This is a genomic window from Flavobacterium soyae (assembly GCF_021245985.1).
Classification (GTDB): Bacteria; Bacteroidota; Bacteroidia; order Flavobacteriales; family Flavobacteriaceae; genus Flavobacterium; species Flavobacterium soyae.
The window spans coordinates 223,026-244,039 of the sequence record NZ_JAJQXA010000004.1; the positions used below are offsets into that span (position 1 = coordinate 223,026).

A 21,014-nucleotide genomic window follows, 5' to 3' on the forward strand; every position below is an offset into this window, starting at 1 on the left:
ACTCGAAACATATATATAAATGAAAAAACAACTTACTAAACCTTTGTTTTGTGCTTTTTCTGTAATGCTGTCTTTTACAGCAATTGAAGCTCAAAACTCCGCAGCAAAAGAACCGGGTATCAATGTATCTTACATGAATACTAAAATCAGCCCGAGCCAGGATTTTTTCCAGTATGTAAACGGAACATGGCTGGACAAGACAGAAATTCCAGGTGATCGTACAACTTGGGGAAGTTTTAATGAATTGATTAAAAAGACCGACAAAGATGTAATGTCTATTTTAAAAGAAGCATCAAAAAACCCAAAGTATAAATCAGATACTGATCAGGGAAAAGCTGTTAACTTATTCCTGACTGTTTTGGATACTGTTGGCAGAAATAAAGCAGGAATTACTCCTTTGAAACCGTATTTGAAAAAGATTGATGCAATTAAAAATGTTGCAGATGTTCAAAAATTTTTGGTTGAAATGGAATCTGAGGGAGGTTCCGGATTCTTTGGGATTTATATTGGAGCTGATGAAAAAAACAGCTCTAAAAATTCAGTAAGCCTTGCAGTAAGCCAATTAGGACTGCCGGATAAAGATTATTACACTTCAGAAGATAAAGATTCTAAAGAAAAGCGTGCTAAATACGAACTTCATGTTGCAAAGATGATGCAGTTTATTGGTGAATCTCCAGCAAAAGCAAAACAGAGTGCAGCAGAAATTCTGGCTTTTGAAACTGAATTATCAAAACCAAGACTAGACCGCGTTGAAAGCAGAGACAGCCGTTTGCAGTATAACCCAATGACGATTGCCGAACTTCAAAAGTTAACACCGGCTATAAAATGGGATAGTTATTTTGCAGGAATTGGCTTGGCCAAATTGGATACTGTCGTTGTTTTAGAGCCAAAATATATGAAAGCGCTGCAAACTGTATTTACTGAAAACAAAGTAGAACAGTGGAAAGAATATTTAAAATGGGATTTATTAAATACAGCAGCTTCAAAATTAACAACAGATATTGAAACTGCAAATTTTGATTTTTACAGTAAAACTTTAAGAGGAGCAATAAAACAACTGCCTCGCGAAGAAAAAGCACTGCAGGCCGTAAATAGAGGAATTGGTGAAGCACTTGGTAAATTATACGTAGAAAAAGTATTTCCTGCTGAAGCAAAAACTAAAGCACTGGATATGATTCATAATGTTATTACGGCGTACCAGAACCGTATTAATAATTTAAGCTGGATGTCTAAAGACACAAAGGCAAAAGCTATTGAAAAACTGAATAAAATAACCATAAAAGTGGGTTATCCTGATAAATGGAAAGATTATTCGGCACTTGAAATTAAAAGCATTGCTGATGGTGGAAGTTATTATGAAAATTCGAGAAATTTAGCCAAATGGAATTTTAAGAAAAGTATTGAAAAATTAAACAAACCGGTTGATAAAACTGAGTGGGGAATGTCTCCGCAAACAGTAAATGCTTATTATAACCCATCGTATAATGAAATTGTGTTTCCAGCAGCAATCCTACAGCCGCCATTCTATAATTACCAGGCAGATGAAGCTGTAAATTATGGTGGAATTGGAGCAGTTATCGGCCACGAAATTTCACATGGTTTTGATGATTCCGGAGCGCGTTATAATGCAGAAGGAAATCTTGTTGACTGGTGGACGCCGCAAGACTTGGAACAATTTACAAAACTAGGTTCTGAATTGGCAGATCAATACAGCGCTTTAGAACCATTGCCTGGAATTCATGTTGATGGTAAATTTACATTAGGAGAAAATATTGGAGATTTAGGTGGAATAAATGCTGCTTACGATGGTTTGCAATTGTATTTGAAAGCACACGGAAATCCTGGTTTAATCGACGGATTTACTCCAGAACAGCGATTCTTTATTTCCTGGGCAACCGTTTGGAGAACCAAGTCTAGAGACGAAGCGATTAAAAACCAAGTAAAAACAGATCCGCATTCACCGGGAATGTACAGAGCTTATGTCCCAATTCAAAATGTTGATGCTTTTTATGAAGCCTTCGGTATTAAAAATGGAGACAAAATGTTTGTAAGTCCAGAGAAACGAGTAAAAATCTGGTAATTTTATAATAGAAAACGGCGCTGAGATGGCGCCGTTTTTATTTTAATTTATTGAACTGCAATATAAATGTCTACTTCTGCATTCTCACGATCCTGAGCCTTTTTTCCATAAATTTCAAAATCGGAAGTAAAGATTCTATTTAAACCAGAATCCCATATTTTGAGCCATTCATTATAAACAATTCCATCGGCAAGATTTCCTTTAGGAGTAAACTTGTCATAATTATCACTTTCAATGATTTTACCGGTCAAACCTTCTGGAATACAATCTAAATTCTCTACCGGACAACCTAAAATGGTTGTGTAAGGTTTGTTATGATCTTTTTCATAATCCGTGTAAACGCAAATAATATCGTTGTTTAATTTATTTGCAATTTTATCAGCAACCCCTTCTGATATAAATTTGTTCCAAAGTGCAGGAATATCTTGTCCTGACTGCCCATTTTCGTTAGTTGTTCTAACAGAAATTCCAATAATGCTAAAATTATGAATATCCATTTTTACTTAAATTTTGATTTAAGTTCAAATTTATATTCGTGTGGTGACAACTGTATGTCAGCAGTAAACTTTAAAATGTTAGATTACTTTAAATGACTGTAAATGTAAGTTTCAATTGCTTTCAACTCTTCATCAGACATTGTTTTTGTTACTGCAAAATTAGTCTGCATTACGGAAAACTGACTTGGATCAACAATTGGATCAGCATTCCCTTTTAAAAAAGTCGGAATATCACCTTTTTTATCTTTATATATTTTAGCAATTTCCTGAATACTTGGGCCAATGACTTTTTGGTCAGTCTGATGGCAGGAAGTACAATTTCCTCTTCCTTCAAAAATTTCTTTTCCTAAAGCTTCAGGTGTTGCGGCTTTTGCCGATTCTCCTTCAGAATAAGCTTCTGTGGTTTGGTCTGTACTTTCTGAAACTTCTTTTTTACACGATGCAAATGCTAAAACAGCAGATAAGAATAATACTTTTTTCATCTTATTTATTTAAAAGTATTGAAGCTTCTTTTGCAAAATAAGTTGATATAATACTCGCACCCGCACGCTTAATGCAATAAAGTTGCTCTATCATAATTTTGTCGTGATCTAACCATCCTCTTTCGGCTGCGGCCTTTACCATCGCGTACTCACCAGATACTTGGTAAACTGCAACTGGCACATGAACGGCATTTTTTACCTCACGAACAATGTCTAAATATGCAATTCCCGGTTTTACCATAACAATATCTGCTCCTTCTTCAACATCTAATAAAGCTTCGCGAATTCCTTCAATTCGGTTAGCATAATCCATTTGATACGTTTTTTTATCTTTTGGGATATTTTGAGAATCAACCGGAGCGGAATCTAACGCATCACGAAATGGTCCGTAAAATGCAGATGCATATTTAGCACTATAACTCATGATTCCAACATTATGATGTCCGTTTTCTTCCAATGCTTTTCTTATCGCCAAAACGCGCCCATCCATCATGTCACTTGGCGCCACGAAATCTGCACCAGCTTCTGCATGGCTTAAACTCATACGAGTTAAAGCATCAACCGTTGCATCGTTAATTAATTGACCGTTTTCGATAATTCCGTCATGACCATAAATAGAATATGGATCTAAAGCGACATCCGGCATTACAATCATTTCCGGAACGGCATCTTTTATCGCTCGGATAGTTTGCTGCATTAAACCATCTTTATTCCAAGCCTCTGTACCTTTATTGTCTTTTAAATTATCGCTTACTTTTACGTAGATGTTTACCGCTTTAATTCCTAAATCCCAAGCTTCTTTTACTTCTTTAATCGTATTGTCTAATGAGTGGCGATAAATTCCAGGCATTGAAGGAATAGCAGATTTGATGTCTTTTCCTTCGGTAACAAACATTGGAAGCATAAAATCTTGTGGACTTAAGCTGGTTTCACGAACTAATGAACGAATTGATTCGTTGGTTCTTAAACGACGGTTTCTTTGTAATGGGAACATATAATTTTAGATTTTAGATTTTAGATTTTAGATTTTCAGATTGATTTCTTTGAAATCGAATTGAAGAATCTTAATTTCTAAAAGTGCAGTTGTTTTTTGTTTTTTTGAGGATTATTTTACTTTTTAATAAGTGGTGCAAAGTTAAAGAAAAATCAACAGAATAAGGCGTTTAGCAAATAGCAGAATCCGTTAATATTATCTAAAAATTTAAGATTTTTACAGATTTAAATTTAAGAATTTTATTGTAATGCAGTTTTTAAAATATTTACCTATAAATTTGTCTAATGAAGAAAATTTTCACTTTATGCTGCTGTTTGCTCTTAACAGGTTGTTTTGAAATAACAGAAAGAATCAAACACCACGATGATCAAAGTGGTGAATATACATTAATGATCGATTTTTCGAAATCATGGTTTAAGACAAAATCAGCTATCTGGCTGGAAGAAGTCGATGGTGTAAAAATTCCAAACGAACAGGAAATCACCCAAAAACTAGAAGATTTCAAGACCAAAGCATCCAAAATTGACGGAATCTCGAATGTAACAACAAAAACTGATTTTGACAATTACATTTTTATCATCAAACTCAATTATGCTAATTTAAAAGCGTTGAATGCAGTTGTTAATACAATAAATAATCAGCGTGATCAGATTCACTTTAGCGGAAGCGTAAAAAATTTCGAAAGAACTGCCTCGTATCCTGTTCCCGAAAAAGTGGTTAAAGATCCAAAGAAAAAGAAAGATCTTGAAGAAGCCAGCATAATTGCTATTTATACTTTTGACAAAGATATTCAGTCTGTAGAAAACGGAAACAGCAAAATTTCAAAAAACAAGAAAACAGTTTTTTTAAAGCAAAATATGTACAGTGTATTAAAAAAATCGACTTTAATGAATAATACAATCCAACTTAATTAACGCCTTTACTTATGAAGCAATTTTATACTTTACTTTTTTTACTTGCTACGTATTTGACTTTTGGTCAGATCAATAAAAATGAATACGATTATTTTGTACAGTTTAACGGAAACCAGCTTTCTAAAAAAGTAAGTGTGGGCGAAATTTTGAATCATCCTATAATAACCAAATATAGCAGCAAAAAACCAGACTTGGATTTTGCTAAGTATACTTCGGTTATTCAGTTAGATCAAAAAATTACTATTCACGGAAAATTCTCAGACAGTATTCCGTATTATCAAGTTACAATTCCAGTAAAGAACAGAGAAGCTGTTAAACAATTAATAATACAGGAATTTGGCGCGAATACAAAAAATGATTCGGCTGAAAATGCCATTAAGGATTTTGGCAAATATGCTGTTTTTAATCCAAAAGGCAAAAACAAAACACTGGCTTGGAATGATAATTATTTAGTGATTTTAGAATTAACCCAAAGAACGCCTTATTCTAATCAATATGATACTTATAAATCTGATTCAACTGAAGTAGGATATGAGGAAACTAAAGTTATGATAGAGCCTATAGAAGAAACAAGAATTGAGACTGTTTCACCACCGGCAGTAGAGGAAAGAGTAGTTGAAACTTCAATAATGATTGATGCTCCGACAGAAGAAGTCTCGGCGCCATATAATGATACACAGAATTATACTCCTAGTGCTGAATATACTATTCAGGAAGCCGCTTTTAATCTAAAACAAGCGGAAAAACTAAGCGAGATTGTAAAATCATTATTTGAAAATGGATTTACTGCGTCAAGTTCAGAAAAAATAAATGCCAATGCCGATATTTCGTCATGGATAAATTACAGTTCTGCAATGACAAGTTTATACTCTGTGTACAATTATCCAATGGCAATATTTGGAGGTTATGATAAATTTTTGCCAATGCAGAAGAACTTCGAAAATTTTATAAAAGGTATTAATCTAGATTTTTATTTTGACAGCAATAACGCACGAGTAGAAGAAGTTATTGAATATTCTCAAGAGTTTGCAGAAATTATGGGCAAAATCACGAATAGAAAAATAAATAAGAATGTGTTTAATTATTTTCCTGCGCAGAAACCTTTGGTCTATATGTCTTATCATATCAATACAAAAGCAGCACTTGAAAAATTTCCATCATTAACCGCAGATATATTTCAAAGTCCAAAACTTTTAAAAGAAGACATCACCATTATTACCGATTTAATTTCGACAATAGTAGATGAAGAAGCGACAGCAACACTTTTTGATGGTGATTTAAGTGCCTTTTTATATGGTTTTAAAGAAGTTGAGGTTGTGACAAAATCGTATGACTATGATGAAAATTATGAAGAGGTTGTAAAAGATAAAAAGATAAAGAAATCAATTCCGTTATTTTCTCTGATTTTTACTTCCACGCACCCAACTTTTGCTGATAAACTGATACAATTAGGTATTCGTAAAAAGATGCTGGTTCAAAAAGATAATTATTATATCATTACCGGAACTAAAGAATATGGAGATGTATTTATCAGAAAAGATAAAGATGTTGTTGTGGTTTCGAATACATTAGAATATTTTGGTACTGAATATGGAACATTTACGAAAGAGGCAAAAAATGATTTGAAGAAAAATTACATGTTTGCTAAATTAAATATTGCCGAACTGATTCAGGCATACAGTAAATCTGAAGAAGCTAAATTAGAAGAAGTAAGTAAATTAAATAGGGTTTCAGAACAATTTTCAGACATAACAATGGAAGCTCCTAAAAAAATGATCAACAACAAATTGAATTTTGCTCTTAAATTAAACGCTTTAAAGTCAGACAAAAATATCATTTTGCAAACCTTAGATTTAGCAGAAGAAATAATAGCTAAATAGTTTTAAATCCATAAAATACAAATCCCCGAAAATTTAAACTTTCGGGGATTTTTTATATTTAAAGCTCAGTTTTGTTATTGGATCGAAGCCTCGTAAATTTCTTTAATTGTTGTGCTAAGTTTTGAGTTAAACTCATCGTCAGACTGACCAGCAGTAAGTCCTTCAGACAATGCTCTTGAGAAACTTGCGATTAATCCGTGGTTTTGTGCCAGTTTTTGATTAGCTTCTTCTCTGGAATACCCGCCGGATAAAGCCACAACACGTACAACATGTAAATCAGAAATTAGTTCACTGTAAAAGTCATTCACAGTTGGAATAGATAATTTCAGCATCACTTTTACATTTTTATCTAATTTATTAAGCTGTTTTATGATTTCTTCTTTTAGAATTTCTTCTGATTTTGTTTTGTCTGTGCTGTAAATATCAACTTCAGGTTCTATAATTGGGATAAGTCCTTTTGCAAAGATTTGTTTCCCTACTTCAAATTGCTGTTCCACGATTTCGCGGATTCCAACGGCGTTTGCTTCTTTAATAACAGAACGCATTTTAGTACCAAAAACATTTCGTTCTACAGCACGTGTCAGCAATTCTTCCAGATTTGAAATTGGTTTCATTAACTGAACTCCGTTTGCAAGATCAGCAAGACCTTTGTCGACTTTTAAAAACGGAACTATGTTTTTTTTCTTCCACAAATAATCAGCAGTCCATTCTCCATCTATTTTGCGGTCCATGGTGTTTTCAAACAAAATAGCACCTAGAATATATTGGCTGTCAAAAGCCGGACTTTTAATAATTCTGGTTCTCATTTCATGTACAAGAGTATACATTTCTTCGTCATTTGTATAACTGTTTTCTTCAACACCATATTGCGATAATGCCTTTGGTGTACTGCCGCCGCTTTGATCTAATGCTGCAATAAATCCTTTTCCTGAATTCATGCGATTTAACTGTTCTACGTTCACCTTTTCCATAATTTCTTATTTTAGATTAAACATTACAAACCTATTTTATCATTTACTTTATCATAAACCTTTTTCACTTCTTTTGGAGGATTAAATCGATAACCCAGAGAAAGTTTTAAAGTGGCAATATTATCGTTGAGCCGCGGATCGACTTTATCATCCTGAGAAAAACTTACTGAATTAAGACTTGCATAACCAAAGAAACGGTCATTATTATAAGCCAGTTTTAAATTTAAATCTGCCTGATATAAAGCTGAGGTATCTCCGTCAATATCATTAATTCCGGCACCCAGAGCAACTCCTGCTCCAATCAAAATACGGTCACTAATTGCAAAATTATAAAAGTAGGATGGTGCCAGTGTAAATACATAGATGTCGCCCGGTGTTGTGTCGGGAGCATTTAAGTCAATGTTGGTGTAATAAAATGAGAAAGTCGGGATAAAACTTCCTGAGCTTTTAGTCTGCCATTCGTTTTGGCTTATCAATGTTTTAAAAGAGAACTTATCATTAAAAACATACGATGTCGTTCCGCCAATTTTCGTAGTACGCATTCTTGGCAGTTGTGCTGTTACATTATCATCACTGACATAAAATCCTTTTTGATTAATGAAAGTAAACGACTGCATCCATTTTTTATAGTAAAAACGGGTATTAAAATTAAAATGCTTGGAATGAGAATCGCCTTTATTGCCAGAAAGAAATTTAGGCGCAAAACCAACCGAAATATCAATGATCTTATAATTCAGATTAAAACCAATTTGTTCTCTTCGATTCGGAATAAGATTAAGAAATGTTTTGGGTTCCTGATCATCCGAAGCGATCTGAAAACTATTAGAAGTATCTAAATAATAAATACTGGCGGTAATTTTATCATTATATGATTTAAAATACGGATTTCGCAGCGAATCATTCTGGGCAAAGCACCCAAAAACGCTGACAAAAAACGTTATATAAATCATTTTTAGATCCATTCTCGCTGATTTTCTAAAACATTTACTAATTTCTCTTCTTCGCTTCCGGCTTCTGCATGATGATCATAAACCCATTGCACATGCGGAGGAAGGCTCATCAAGATACTTTCAATTCTTCCGTTTGTTTTTAAACCGAATAAAGTTCCTTTATCATGAACCAGATTAAATTCGACATAACGGCCCCGGCGGATTTCCTGCCAGGTTCTGTTTTCAGGAGTGTATTCTAAGTTTTTTCTTCTTTCCACAATCGGCACATAAGCCTCAAGGAAACTATTTCCAACTTCGGTTACAAAATTGTACCAGTTTTCCATTGACATTTGCTCATTTGCTTTGCAATAATCAAAGAATAAACCGCCAATTCCACGCGCTTCATTTCGGTGTGCATTCCAAAAATAAGAATCGCATTGTTTTTTATATTTCGGATAAAACTCCGGATTGTGTTTGTCACAAGCCGTTTTACAAGTTTGATGAAAGTGTTTAGCATCTTCTTCAAACAAATAATAAGGCGTTAAATCTTGTCCGCCGCCAAACCATTGTTCGATCACTTTTCCGTTTTCATCATACATTTCAAAATAACGCCAATTGGCATGTACTGTTGGCGTCATCGGGTTTTGGGGATGAATAACCAAACTTAATCCGCAGGCAAAAAAATCAGCTTCGCCTACACCAAACATTTTTTGCATGGTTTCAGGAAGTTTCCCATGAACAGCAGAAATGTTTACACCGCCTTTTTCAAAAACAGCACCGTTTTCAATAACACGTGTTCTTCCTCCGCCGCCTTCAGGACGTTTCCAAAGATCTTCACGGAATTTTGCCGTTCCGTCAACAGCTTCTAATCCTGCACAGATTTGATCTTGCAGGTTTTGTATGTATGCGTAAAATTTATCTTTCATGAGTATTGTATTCTGATTTAAGCAAGCCGAAATAAACAGTGTTTTGCAATTCGCCGTCACCGTTTCTAAATTCGTCTCGTAAAATTCCTTCTTGTTTAAAATTATGTTTTAATGCAATTCGCTGACTTACCAGATTGATTTCAGAAGTACATATGAAAACTTTATTCATTTTCAATTCATTAAAACAAAAGTCTAATGCATATGAAACCATTTTTGATGTAATCCCTTTTCCTTGAAAATCTTCGTCAATGAAATACCCCAGTTCACATTTTGAAATACGAAAATCAACGCTTTTTACACATAAATAACCAATCAAATTGTTGGTTTTCATATCTCGGGCATAAAAATGAAATCCTTCTTTGTTTTTTTCTTTTTCAAGACTGACTGTTAGGAAATTATGAGCTTTTTCTAAAGAGTCAGAATTAGCTAATGTTACCGGAAAAGTTTTTTTAATGTGATTTTTGTTCTTGTCAATTAGTTTATAAAACTCTTCGGGAAGAATATTTTCAATTCGGTCTGTTTTCCAATCTGTAAAACTCATTTTTATTTGTTTTTTAGCGAAGCAATTTTAGCATTTATTCCAAAAGAAAAAACTTTGCTTTCCTGTTGAATATATTGATAAACAGCTAAAGCTTTTTCTTCAAAATTATGGTTTTCTTCTTTTGAGAATTCTATTAAAATATCACCAAATTGTTCTAATTGTTCCCAGTCAAAATGAAGACGGGTTAATAAGGTAATTAACTCTTCATTAGAATAATCTATTAACGTTTGAATATTTAGTCCAAACTCTTTTAATTGATTTTCAATATCTGATTTTTGTAAATGACTCAAAGGATAAGGCACAAAAATGAGTGTTCTTAATGTTTTAAGAACGTTATCAATTCTGATTTTTTCTTCGTCTCTTAAACCTTTGTTTAACATTATTTATACGTTTCCTGCAAGGTTTCCAAAACCTTGTAGGTATTAATTGGACATATGATATATAAAAATTGTCTAAATAAACCTACAAGGTTTTGGAAACCTTGCAGGACATACCTGAATCATTCAAAAGTATAAGTTTCATTTAAAAGATTATTCTTTTGATTATGGCAAAAAATGAAATTTTCTAAATCATCAAATAAAGTTAAAACTTCGTCCCGCTCCATTTTTGTTTCTTTACTAGATAAGAAAGCTTGATATGATGAAAATTTGAAATCTTTAAAATCTAAATCAAAATGATGTTTCGGATTTAAGTGAACGTAAATAATCACCTGCTTTAGATAATTTTCGTCTTTTAGATTTATTCTTTTAAAATGCTTTTCGAATAAACTTCCTGTTCTTTGGGTTTGTTTATTAAAAGCTTTAGCATAAGAATTGAATAAATTTGAAAAAGCCTGAGTTACCTCTTTTTCTTCAACATTCAGGCGAATTACTAAATGAAAATGATTATTCATCAAACAATAAGCGAAAATCGATATTTTATCTCCAGAATATTTTGCTAATTGCTTTAAAAAATAAAGTTTGTTAGCATCATTTTCAAAAATGTTATTTCCGTTAATGCCACGATTATAAATATGATAATAACGATCTTTTTCCAGAACTTCTAATTTCATTCTTTCCCATTTTCATCTCCTGCAAGGTTTTCAAAACCTTGTAGGTGTTCTTTCTTATTTCAATAGTTTATTATTTTATACCTACAAGGTTTTGAAAACCTTGCAGGAAAGCCAATTGTAACTGAATACTGCGACTGAAAACTGACTACTAAATACCGTATTCCTTAACTGCGTCAATAAACGCTTTTGCGTGATCTACAGGGATATTTGGTAAAATTCCGTGACCTAAATTTACAACATATTTATCTTTTCCGAACTCATCGATCATTTCGTGAACCATTTTTTTAATTGTTGGAATTGGAGAAAGTAATCTTGACGGATCAAAATTTCCTTGTAAAGTGATATTTCCGCCAGACAAATAACGAGCATTTCTAGCCGAACAAGTCCAGTCTACACCAAGAGCAGAAGCACGGCTTTTACCCATTTCACCAAGAGCAAACCAGCATCCTTTTCCGAAAACAATAACCGGAGTTAAATCGGCCAAAGCCTCAACGATTTGGTTGATGTACTTCCATGAAAATTCCTGATAATCAACAGGAGAAAGCATTCCTCCCCAAGAATCAAAAATCTGAACAGCATCAACTCCCGCTTTTACTTTTTCTTTTAAGTATAAAATAGTAGTATCAGTGATTTTTTGTAATAAGGTATGTGCAGCAACCGGATTTGAAAAGCAGAATCCTTTTGCCATATCAAAACTTTTTGAACCTCTTCCTTCAACAGCGTAGCAAAAAATTGTCCAGGGCGAACCAGCGAAACCAATTAACGGTACTTCGTCGTTCAGCATTTCTTTAGTCAATTTAATGGCATCCATTACATAACCAAGACTTTCCTGAATATCCGGTACATAAACTCTATGAACATCTGCCATAGAACGAATCGGGTTTGGGATAAACGGACCAATATTTTCTTTCATTAAAACTTCAATTCCCATTGCTTGCGGAACAACTAAAATATCCGAGAATAAAATAGCAGCATCCGGAGCAATTCTGCGAATTGGCTGGACTGTAATTTCTGCAGCTAATTCAGGAGTTTGACAACGTGTAAAGAAATCGTATTTATCACGTAGTTCGATAAATTCCGGTAAATATCTTCCGGCTTGGCGCATCATCCATACTGGCGGACGCTGAACAGTTTCTCCTTTTAATGCTTTTAAAAATAGGTCGTTTTTTAACATTTTTTTCTTTGCTTTAGGCTTTAAGCTTTAGGCTTTAAGCGTTTTGTTATTTTAATTTTTAGCTTATGGCTTACTGCCTAAAGCTTATTGCTATTTGTATTCGTTAATTACATCTTCAATCACATCCTCAATTGTTGGCTGATCTGCAATAATGATGTTTTTGGTAATTTTATGTAAAACTTCTGCGGTGGTTTCGCCAATACAGAAACAGGTTTCTTTTTTAATTGAATTATCTTTTAAATAACTCTCAACACCAGACGGACTAAAAAATAAAATGGCATCAACTGGAGATTTTATTTTTTGAGGCTGTAATGACGTTTCGTAAACCTGAATTTCGTTCAATTTTATTCCGGCTTCTTTTAAAGCGTTTGGCAAAGTATCTCTTCTCAGGTTTCCGCTGAAAAAAGTATAGCTTTCATTACGGTAAATCAAAGTGATAATTTCTGCTAAATCTGAAGCATAACCCGTATAAGCCACAACATTAAATCCGTTTTCAGATAAAAGGATTTTTGTTTTTAAGCCAACGCAATACACGTTTTTACTTTTAAGCTCTTCTGATTTTGGATTTGATAAAACACTGTGAACAGCATTTTGACTGGTGAAAATTAAACTTTCGTTGAGGTTTTTAAGTTCAAAAGGTTTGTTTTCGGTTTTGATAAAATCGGCTTCGATTACTTCGATACAGGCTTTTGTCAACTCTTGTTTTTGAAGAGGAGATAATATTTTCGTAGATAATATCTGAGCTGATTTTGCCATTATTTTTTCAGGGATTCTTTAATCTTCTGCATTAATTCTGTTCCGCCATTATTCAAAATCTCCTGCGCCGAATGGAAACCTAATTTTTTCCATTCTGAAATATCAACGGTTTTATTGATTTCCAATTTTTGTTTTCCGTCAATAGAAAGCAAAACACCTTGAAAATGTAAAGTATCTTCGTCCTCATTATATGTTACCAAAGCTCCGATTGGTGCAGTACATCCGCCTTCAAGTGTTCTTAAAAACTGACGTTCGATATACGTACAAATTTCAGTTTCGATATCATTTAACTGCGAAAGCGCATCAAGTATATAATTGTCATTTTCCATTGCCACAACGAGCATTGCTCCTTGTGCAGGCGCAGGAATCATCCAATCTAAATTAATATAGTTTTCAGGTTTTAAGTTAATTCGCTCTAAACCTGCAGCAGCAAAAACAGCTCCGTCCCAATCATTGTCCTGCAGTTTCTGCATGCGAGTATTTACGTTTCCACGTAAATCAACGACCGTATGATTTGGGTATTTGTTAAACCATTGCGCCTGACGACGTAAACTTCCTGTTGCAATCGTACTTGGTTTATTGTCGAAATCAGGATTTCCTTTATGAACCAAAATATCAAGAACATTGGCTCTTGGTAAAACTGCACCCTGAACAATTCCTTTTGGTAAAGCCGTTGGAACATCTTTCATAGAGTGCACCGCAATATCAATATCACCATTAATCATGGCAATGTCTAGTGTTTTAGTAAAAATTCCGGTAATTCCCAGTTCGTAAAGCGGTTTGTCCAGAATAATATCACCTTGAGATTTAACCGCAACAATTGAGGTTTTATAACCTAAGTCATTTAGTTTTTTCTCGACAGTATGTGCCTGCCAAAGTGCTAATTCGCTGTCGCGCGTTCCAATTCTGATTGTTTTTTCAGCCATTTTGTTGAATTTCACCATATAAGTAATTTAAGCAGTTTGATTGAAAAACAAAAATTAAGCGTTTGCAATTAAATGAACTTATATAACTTATATGGTTTAAAATATAAAATTTAAGATGCTTTTATTTTGAAGACTTTTTCGATCCATTCGATGCTTTCATCAACCATGGTGTCGTCATCTTTTAAATGATTTGCAAAATGAGTAGTGATTTTTTGGATGATTCGGTTACTGATAATTTCTGCTTGCTCTTCATTGAAGCCAGCAATTTTTTTGCTTTGAAAATCTAATTCCGAATTTTTAATTGCATTTAGTTTTTCTTTTAAAGCATTGATCGTTGGCGCAAATTTTCGGCCTTTCATCCAGATAATGAATTCCTCTTTTATTTCTTCGATAATTGCTTCGGCCGCCGGAATATGTAATTTTCTGTTTTCTAATGTTTCATCTGTCAATTGAGACAAATAATCCATGTGAATTAAAGTTACGCCTTCTAATTCCTCCACATCTTCATGAACATTTTTCGGAATAGACAAATCCAAAATCAACAATGGTTTTTTAAGGTTTAAAATCGCTTTGTCAACTGTTGGGTTTTGCGCGCCGGTAGCTACAACTACAATATCAGCTTTTTGAAGTTCTAAGTGTAATTCAGAATAATCTTTAACAATCAAATTTAGTTTTCCGGCCAGTTTCTCAGCCTTATCTTTAGTTCGGTTGATTAAAGTAATGTGTTCATTTTTAGTATGTTTCACTAAATTCTCACAAGTATTTCTTCCGATTTTTCCTGTTCCGAAAAGCAAAATATTTTTATTGCTGATATCGTCAACATTTTTAAGAATGTATTGAACCGAAGCAAAAGAAACCGAAGTAGCACCAGAACTGATTTCTGTTTCTGTTTTAATTCTTTTACTCGCCTGAATTACCGCATTGACCAGTCTTTCCATAAAAGCATTGGCTAAACCCATTGATTTTGAATGGGTAAAACTGGTTTTTATTTGAGATATAATTTCGAAATCGCCCAGAATCTGACTGTCTAAACCAGTTCCTACGCGAAATAAATGATTAATTGCTTCTTGATTTTTATAAACGAAACCAACTCTTTGAAAAGCATCAACAGAGCCGTTGCTGTTGTCGCAGATAAGTTTTATTAATTGAAATGGATGTTCTGCAAAACCGTAAATCTCAGTTCTGTTGCAGGTTGAAGTTACTATTAAACTTTCTATTCCATCGTTTTTAGCTTGTTCCAGCAAACGCGTTTTAGCAATTGCATCCAAACTAAATTGACCTCTGACCTCAGCATCAGCTTTTTTATAACTCAGACCAACTGAGTAAAAATAAAGGTGTTTCGGTACATTATTGTTTTCCATAAATTCACTTTCATAAAAGTTTAACAAAATTATCACTATACTGTTTATAAAAGTAACGCTGAAAGTACTTTTTGTATCGCTGCGTGAATTTTTGATTCTAAACGTCTGATTTTATACAAAAAGGAGTACTTTTGTAGCAAAATCAACTTGTTTGAAATGATTTGTTTAGAGTCATTCTAAATAACATTTTGCTTTTCTTTTGGTTTTAGTTTCAAAAAAATATCGCTATGAGTTCTCAAGAAGTTATAAAAATTGAAGACGACTTTACGCTGATCCGTTTTCAAAACGATGGTCCAGAGCCTTTTTATGCGCAGCACGAAATAGGTACAGGCCTGATACAGTTTCACTTCGGTATAAAAGGCAATGCTAAATTTTTGTTCAATCAGGGCAATTATGCTTTAGAATTGAAAGAAGAAAAATCACTGCTTTTATACAATCCGCAGAAAGAATTACCATTGAATTTAGAGCTTGCTCCAAATTCCTGGGTGATTTCGGTAATTGTTTCCATAAAAAAATTTCACGCGTTATTTTCTGCCGAAGCAGATTATATTACTTTTTTAAGTCCTGATAATAAGGACAAAAAATATTATAATGAAGGAAACATCAGTCCTTCTATGGCTATTGTCTTAAGCCAGCTGTTTCATTACAACCTTCATCCGTCCATAAAAAACCTTTACTATAAAGGAAAAGGATACGAATTGTTGAGTTTATATTTTAACAGAACCGAAGATCCGAACGCAGAACAATGTCCATTTTTGATTGATGAAGATAACGTTTTAAAAATTCGAAGAGCCAAAGAAATTATCATCGCCAATATGGCTGAACCTCCGGGATTGCAAGAACTGGCAGATGAAATTGGTTTGAACTTGAAGAAACTAAAAATGGGTTTCAAACAAATTTACGGCGACACGGTTTACGGTTTCCTTTTTGATTACAAAATGGATTTCGCCCGAAAACTTTTAGACAGCGGTTCTTATAACGTAAACGAAGTTGGACTTAAAATTGGCTATAGTACCGGAAGCCACTTTATAGCGGCATTCAAGAAAAAATTTGCAACAACTCCAAAAAAATACTTGATGTCTATTAATGCGAATGTTTAAGTTTATTTGCCACAAATATCACGATTGGCACGAATTAAAAAATCTGCAAGATCTCCGAGATCTGCGTGAAAATTTTTAACAATATTGATTTTAGATATTCTACAATAATTAAAAAGTAATAATTATCATATTTCTAAAAAGTTTCAAATCATACTTTTGACGAAATTTTTAAAAACAAATAAAAAGCTTAAAGCCCAGAGCTTAAAGCCTAAAGCAAAAAACATGAAAGGCGTATTATTAATAAACTTAGGATCACCGGATAGTCCAACACCAAAAGATGTAAAACCGTATTTAGATGAATTTTTAATGGATAAATATGTGATTGACGTTCCGTATTTATTGAGAGCATTGTTGGTTCGTGGTATTATATTAAGAAAAAGACCAGAAGAATCGGCACACGCTTACGCGAAAATTTGGTGGGAAGAAGGTTCTCCGTTAATCGTTCTTTCTGAAAGAATGCACAAAAAAGTACAGCCTTTAGCCAATGTTCCGGTTGAGCTGGCAATGCGTTACGGGTCAATGACAATTGAAAAAGGTTTGCAGAAACTGCACGACCAAGGCGTTACCGAAGTTTTACTTTTCCCGCTTTATCCGCAATATGCGATGGCTTCGACTTTGACAATTTTAGTTTTAGCAGAAGAAATCCGCAAGAAGAAATTTCCAAACATGAAATTTAGCGATGTTCCGGCATTTTACAATAAACCGGATTATATCAAAAATGTAGCAGATTCAATCCAAAAGAATCTGCAAGGATATGATTATGACCAATTAGTGTTTTCATACCACGGAATTCCAGAGCGTCACGTTCGTAAAACAGATAAAACAAAATCACATAAAAAATTCGTAACCAACGAAATGTGCTGCGAAGTAGGAACTCCTGAAGCTGAATTCTGCTACAGAACACATTGCTATGAAACAACTCGATTAGTTGTAGAACAATTAGGAATTCCGAAAGATAAATATTGTGTGACTTTCCAATCACGATTAGCGGGCGATAAATGGCTTGAACCTTATACTGATGTTGAAATCGACAAAATGCCGTCAAGAGGAATCAAGAAAATTGCAGTTGTAACTCCAGCTTTTGTTACTGATTGTTTAGAAACTTTAGAGGAAATCGCAATGCGTGCCAAAGAAGATTTTGAAGCAAAAGGAGGTGAAGAGTTCTTGGCAATTCCATGTTTGAATGATAATGACGAATGGTGTCAGACGGTTAGTAACTGGATTAATGATTGGGCAAAATAGAGAATAGAAGAAAGAGTAAAGAAAAAAGACTTTATGATGGAGTACTATAATTATTTAAAATCACTGCATCTTATATTTGTAATCACTTGGTTTGCAGGTTTGTTTTATATTGTGCGTTTGTTTGTTTACCAAATCGAGGCCAATGAAAAACCATCTCCGGAAAAAGAAATTTTGCAGGCGCAATACAAAATAATGGCCTACCGTTTGTGGTACATTATTACATGGCCGTCGGCGGTTTTGGCAAGTATTTTTGCTTTCTGGATGCTGTTTTTTACCGATTTAGGAAATGCCTGGGTCAAAATGCCGTGGATGCACGTAAAATTATGCTTCGTTTTTCTTTTATATTTATATCACGGAAAATGCCATCAGATTTTTAAACAATTACAAAACGATGAGGTAAAATATTCCAATAATTTTATGCGTTTATGGAATGAAGGAGCAACCATTATCCTATTTGCCGTTGTCTTTTTAGTAGTTTTAAAAAGTGCCATCAACTGGATTTACGGCGTAATCGGAATCATTTTATTCTCGGTTTTAATAATGCTGGGATTCAGATTTTATAAACGAATTCGAGAAAAAAAATAAAAAGAGTTTGCCACGACTCGAGCGATAACGAACAGGCGAAGCAATTTCACGAATTTTCACTAATTCTTTTTTTTGCCACAGATTAAAAGGATTTAAATGATTTTTTTAATCCTCATAATCCTTTTAATCTGTGGCAAAAAATAGTTTTTTTAGTTTCAGGTTTCAAGCTGCAATTCGCAGCGTAACCTGAAACTTGAAACAAACAAAACAAATAGAACATGCTAAACATCAAAATGACAATGCTTTCACTTCGTACCAGGATTTTCCTGTCGATGATTGTATTGATTGTTGTGGCATCTTTTTTATTGGCTTCGATTTCGATTATTCAGTTTAAAACCGAGGCCAAAGAATATCACCAGGAACGTTTAGAAAGAAAAGAGAATGCGGTAAAAGAACATATCAATTATGTGCTTTCTACAACGACTTATCCGCTTAAAACCCAAAATTTGGATTTAATTTTTAAAGATAAAATCCACGAATTAGCGCAGATTCATAAAATCGAAATTAATATCTACAGCCTTGACGGAAAACTGCTGAAGTCTTCCAAAGAGTCTTTTGCCGTTGATAAAATTGCACCGCCAATTCCAGAATATATTCTAAAACTAGTTCGTTCTTCAATCGAAAAACGCTTTGTAGATATTAAAACTATCGACGGAGTCAAAAACAGATCATCATATAGTTTAATAAAAGACGAAAAATTCAAACCGCTCGGAATATTAAACCTTCCATATTTAGAAGACGACGGATATTACGATAATGAGTTGAATACTTTCCTGATTCGCTTAAGCCAGGTGTATTCTTTTATGCTGATTGTGGCTTTTGCATTGGCATATTTCCTTTCGACATATATCACAAAATCCCTAAAAACAATTTCCGACAGATTGGAAGAAACTAATCTGGATCAGAAAAACGAAAAAATTGTTTTAGAAGCCAATAGCAAAGAAGTCAATTTCCTTATAAAAGCTTATAACGGAATGGTTGATAAACTAGAAACGAGCGCCATTAAACTAGCGCAAAGTGAACGTGAAGAAGCTTGGCGCGAAATGGCAAAACAAGTAGCGCATGAAATTAAAAATCCGCTTACGCCGATGCGTTTAACGGTACAGAGTTTCCAGAGAAAGTTCGATCCGAATGATCCTGATGTAAAGCAGAAAATGAATGATTACTCTGAAACCTTAATTCAACAGATTGATACCATGACAGCGGTGGCTTCGGCATTTTCAAACTTTGCTTCGATGCCGGCACAGCAAAACGAAACCTTGAATGTAGTTGAGGTTGTCGAATTGGCTTTGGATATTTTCAATGAAGATTATATTTCTTTTGAAAGTGACGAAGAAGAAATCATTTCGAAAATGGACCGTACACAATTGATTCGTGTGATTACCAATTTGGTTAAAAACGCGACACAGGCAATTCCCGAAAGCCAGTTTCAAAAATCGATTGTGGTTACGGTAAAAAGACGAAACAATAATGTTGAAATTGCGGTAAAAGACAACGGAATTGGAATCCAAAAACAAGATATCGGAAGAATCTTCGAACCAAAATTTACTACCAAAACCAGCGGAATGGGGCTTGGACTCGGAATTATAAAAAACATTATAGAAAATTACAAAGGAACAATTACCTTTGAATCAACTTATGGAAAAGGAACTACATTTAGAGTTTCTTTACCTATTACAAACTCTTAAATTCAGCGTCATGAACTACGAAAATATCTTAATTTCTATTGAGGAAAAAGTTGCTACAATTACAATTAACAGACCTGTAAAACTAAATGCATTAAATAAAGAAACAATCAGTGATTTAAGTAATGCAATTAAATTATTAGGAAAAAGTGATGATGTTCGCATTATTATTTTAACCGGAAGCGGTGAAAAAGCTTTTGTAGCGGGAGCTGATATTTCGGAATTTGCCAATTTTACTGTTATAGAAGGCGCACAATTAGCAAGTGAAGGGCAAGAATCTTTATTTGATTATATCGAAAACCTTAAAAAACCGGTTATTGCAGCTGTTAACGGTTTTGCATTAGGCGGTGGATTAGAGCTGGCAATGGCCTGTCATTTTAGAGTGGCTTCAGACAATGCAAAAATGGGGCTGCCGGAAGTAACTTTAGGATTGATTCCCGGTTACGGAGGAACACAGCGTTTACCGCAATTAGTGGGGAAAGGCCGTGCGATGGAAATGATTATGACCGCAGCGATGATTTCTGCTGAAGAAGCGAAACGATATGGTTTAGTAAATCACGTAGTACCGCAAGAAGAACTCTTATCATTTACAAACGTAATTGCTCAAAAAATCATTAAAAACGCTCCGTTTGCAATTGCAAAAGCGATTAAAGCAATCAATGCTAATTTTGAAGACGGCAAAAACGGATTCGACACCGAAATAAAATCGTTCGGAAAATGTTTCGGAACTCAGGACTTTAAAGAAGGAACTACAGCGTTTTTAGAAAAACGTAAAGCTGAATTTACAGGAAAATAAGTTATTCCACAAAGTTGCGCGGAGATAGCACAGAGGTTCACAAAGAAAAAATTTATAAATCTTAGTGTAACTTTGCGGTAAAATAATAAACAAAGGCTTAAAAAACTTAGAGCCTTAGTATCTC

At 34.0% G+C, this 21,014-nt stretch carries 21 protein-coding genes; 8 read left to right on the forward strand and 13 right to left on the reverse strand.

Annotated features, from left to right (window positions below; translation table 11 throughout):
- The first annotated feature begins 19 nt into the window (after positions 1–19).
- Positions 20–2,080: a M13 family metallopeptidase gene (locus LUU93_RS07420; RefSeq protein ID WP_232679864.1), complete on the forward strand. Its 2,061-nt coding sequence runs from the start codon at positions 20–22 to the stop codon at positions 2,078–2,080.
- A gap of 47 nt (positions 2,081–2,127) precedes the next feature.
- On the opposite strand, the gene LUU93_RS07425 is transcribed toward LUU93_RS07420, so the two are convergent.
- From LUU93_RS07425 to hemB, 3 genes are all read right to left on the reverse strand, one after another.
- On the reverse strand, positions 2,128–2,577 hold the full coding sequence (locus LUU93_RS07425) for a GyrI-like domain-containing protein (protein WP_232679866.1): 450 nt from the start codon (positions 2,575–2,577) through the stop codon (positions 2,128–2,130).
- Between the two features lie 83 nt (positions 2,578–2,660).
- Positions 2,661–3,059, reverse strand: a complete 399-nt coding sequence (locus LUU93_RS07430; protein ID WP_232679868.1) for a c-type cytochrome — start codon at positions 3,057–3,059, stop codon at positions 2,661–2,663.
- Between the two features lies 1 nt (position 3,060).
- Positions 3,061–4,053 (reverse strand): porphobilinogen synthase, encoded by a 993-nt coding sequence (gene hemB / locus LUU93_RS07435; protein WP_232679869.1) that lies wholly within the window; start codon positions 4,051–4,053, stop codon positions 3,061–3,063.
- A 284-nt stretch (positions 4,054–4,337) separates the two neighbouring features.
- Between hemB and LUU93_RS07440 the strand changes: the two genes are divergently transcribed.
- Both LUU93_RS07440 and LUU93_RS07445 read left to right on the forward strand, forming a co-directional pair.
- Positions 4,338–4,967 carry a hypothetical protein gene (locus LUU93_RS07440; protein ID WP_232679872.1) on the forward strand — a complete coding sequence of 210 codons (630 nt, stop codon included), beginning with the start codon at positions 4,338–4,340 and terminating at the stop codon, positions 4,965–4,967.
- Between the two features lie 11 nt (positions 4,968–4,978).
- Positions 4,979–6,847: a hypothetical protein gene (locus LUU93_RS07445; protein ID WP_232679874.1), complete on the forward strand. Its 1,869-nt coding sequence runs from the start codon at positions 4,979–4,981 to the stop codon at positions 6,845–6,847.
- 74 nt (positions 6,848–6,921) lie between these two features.
- Here the strand turns inward: LUU93_RS07445 and LUU93_RS07450 are convergent, their stop codons facing one another.
- The 10 genes from LUU93_RS07450 to hemA all read right to left on the reverse strand — a co-directional run bounded on the left by LUU93_RS07450 (position 6,922) and on the right by hemA (position 15,482).
- Positions 6,922–7,809 carry a fructose bisphosphate aldolase gene (locus tag LUU93_RS07450; protein ID WP_232680079.1) on the reverse strand — a complete coding sequence of 296 codons (888 nt, stop codon included), beginning with the start codon at positions 7,807–7,809 and terminating at the stop codon, positions 6,922–6,924.
- Positions 7,810–7,841: 32 nt separating this feature from the next.
- Complete coding sequence (locus tag LUU93_RS07455; RefSeq protein ID WP_232679876.1) at positions 7,842–8,768, reverse strand: DUF4421 family protein; 927 nt, start codon at positions 8,766–8,768, stop codon at positions 7,842–7,844.
- Between the two features lie 2 nt (positions 8,769–8,770).
- Complete coding sequence (hemF, locus tag LUU93_RS07460; RefSeq protein WP_232679879.1) at positions 8,771–9,673, reverse strand: oxygen-dependent coproporphyrinogen oxidase; 903 nt, start codon at positions 9,671–9,673, stop codon at positions 8,771–8,773.
- Complete coding sequence (locus LUU93_RS07465; RefSeq protein WP_232679881.1) at positions 9,663–10,214, reverse strand: GNAT family N-acetyltransferase; 552 nt, start codon at positions 10,212–10,214, stop codon at positions 9,663–9,665. The genes hemF and LUU93_RS07465 overlap by 11 nt, the downstream gene beginning before the upstream one ends.
- 2 nt (positions 10,215–10,216) lie before the next feature.
- Complete coding sequence (locus tag LUU93_RS07470) at positions 10,217–10,594, reverse strand: hypothetical protein (RefSeq protein WP_232679883.1); 378 nt, start codon at positions 10,592–10,594, stop codon at positions 10,217–10,219.
- A 119-nt stretch (positions 10,595–10,713) separates the two neighbouring features.
- Positions 10,714–11,265 carry a transposase gene (locus LUU93_RS07475; protein ID WP_232679885.1) on the reverse strand — a complete coding sequence of 184 codons (552 nt, stop codon included), beginning with the start codon at positions 11,263–11,265 and terminating at the stop codon, positions 10,714–10,716.
- A gap of 148 nt (positions 11,266–11,413) precedes the next feature.
- Positions 11,414–12,439, reverse strand: coding sequence for a uroporphyrinogen decarboxylase (gene hemE, locus LUU93_RS07480; protein ID WP_232679887.1), 1,026 nt, complete (start codon positions 12,437–12,439; stop codon positions 11,414–11,416).
- Between the two features lie 90 nt (positions 12,440–12,529).
- Complete coding sequence (locus tag LUU93_RS07485; protein ID WP_232679889.1) at positions 12,530–13,195, reverse strand: uroporphyrinogen-III synthase; 666 nt, start codon at positions 13,193–13,195, stop codon at positions 12,530–12,532.
- Positions 13,195–14,121: a hydroxymethylbilane synthase gene (hemC, locus tag LUU93_RS07490; RefSeq protein WP_232680081.1), complete on the reverse strand. Its 927-nt coding sequence runs from the start codon at positions 14,119–14,121 to the stop codon at positions 13,195–13,197. The genes LUU93_RS07485 and hemC overlap by 1 nt, the downstream gene beginning before the upstream one ends.
- 110 nt (positions 14,122–14,231) lie before the next feature.
- On the reverse strand, positions 14,232–15,482 hold the full coding sequence (hemA, locus tag LUU93_RS07495; protein ID WP_232679891.1) for a glutamyl-tRNA reductase: 1,251 nt from the start codon (positions 15,480–15,482) through the stop codon (positions 14,232–14,234).
- A gap of 227 nt (positions 15,483–15,709) precedes the next feature.
- Between hemA and LUU93_RS07500 the strand changes: the two genes are divergently transcribed.
- The 5 genes from LUU93_RS07500 to LUU93_RS07520 all read left to right on the forward strand — a co-directional run bounded on the left by LUU93_RS07500 (position 15,710) and on the right by LUU93_RS07520 (position 20,890).
- Positions 15,710–16,582 carry a helix-turn-helix domain-containing protein gene (locus LUU93_RS07500; RefSeq protein WP_056207368.1) on the forward strand — a complete coding sequence of 291 codons (873 nt, stop codon included), beginning with the start codon at positions 15,710–15,712 and terminating at the stop codon, positions 16,580–16,582.
- Between the two features lie 222 nt (positions 16,583–16,804).
- Positions 16,805–17,824, forward strand: a complete 1,020-nt coding sequence (hemH, locus tag LUU93_RS07505; protein WP_232679894.1) for a ferrochelatase — start codon at positions 16,805–16,807, stop codon at positions 17,822–17,824.
- A gap of 36 nt (positions 17,825–17,860) precedes the next feature.
- Positions 17,861–18,409: a CopD family protein gene (locus tag LUU93_RS07510; protein ID WP_232680083.1), complete on the forward strand. Its 549-nt coding sequence runs from the start codon at positions 17,861–17,863 to the stop codon at positions 18,407–18,409.
- Positions 18,410–18,681: 272 nt separating this feature from the next.
- Positions 18,682–20,097 (forward strand): sensor histidine kinase, encoded by a 1,416-nt coding sequence (locus LUU93_RS07515; protein ID WP_232680085.1) that lies wholly within the window; start codon positions 18,682–18,684, stop codon positions 20,095–20,097.
- A 10-nt stretch (positions 20,098–20,107) separates the two neighbouring features.
- Complete coding sequence (locus LUU93_RS07520) at positions 20,108–20,890, forward strand: enoyl-CoA hydratase/isomerase family protein (protein ID WP_232679895.1); 783 nt, start codon at positions 20,108–20,110, stop codon at positions 20,888–20,890.
- The last annotated feature ends 124 nt before the right edge of the window (positions 20,891–21,014 follow it).